This is a genomic window from Haloferax sp. Atlit-10N (assembly GCF_003586325.1).
In the GTDB taxonomy this organism is placed as follows: Archaea; Halobacteriota; Halobacteria; order Halobacteriales; family Haloferacaceae; genus Haloferax; species Haloferax prahovense.
This window is the reverse complement of record NZ_PSYX01000165.1, coordinates 1-451: the sequence shown is the minus strand read 5'-3', so window position 1 is coordinate 451 and position 451 is coordinate 1. Positions and strand designations below refer to the sequence as shown.

1 pseudogene is annotated in these 451 nt (G+C 55.0%); it reads left to right on the top strand.

Annotation, left to right across the window (positions count from 1 at the left end):
* Positions 1 to 227, top strand: a pseudogene (locus C5B91_RS21680) (molybdenum cofactor guanylyltransferase); the annotation flags it as partial.
* Positions 228 to 451: the final 224 nt, after the last annotated feature.

Genomic DNA, 451 nt, shown 5'->3' with positions numbered 1-451 from the left:
GGGTCTCCGAGACGACCCAACCGCTCCCCGCGGTCGTTCACTGCCGCGCCGCCGAAGTCGCCTGCACCGACACTATCCGCGACGGCGACGAGCGCCTCCAGACCGTGATGTCCGCGCTCGACGTGACCGTCCTCGACGACCGCGAAGTGGAGGCTCACGCCGGGACGCACGCGTTTCACAACGTGAACTCCTTCGACGACTTGCGCGCGCTCACCCCTCGCCGGTGAGCCGCGTTCGAGGCACATACTACACTATCGTTCATTATAGTGGGTTTAGATTGTCGAATAAACAGCCGGCTTTCTGCCCAGAATACGCCCTTATATTCGGAATATTTGGTTATAAAATGGACGAATAGTGAACATAAGGCCTATTTCTACACATTATCAACGAATACGCTTATCAACTTCTATCGAGTCGTGTTATCACGAAACATGACCAAGTTCGCAACCAA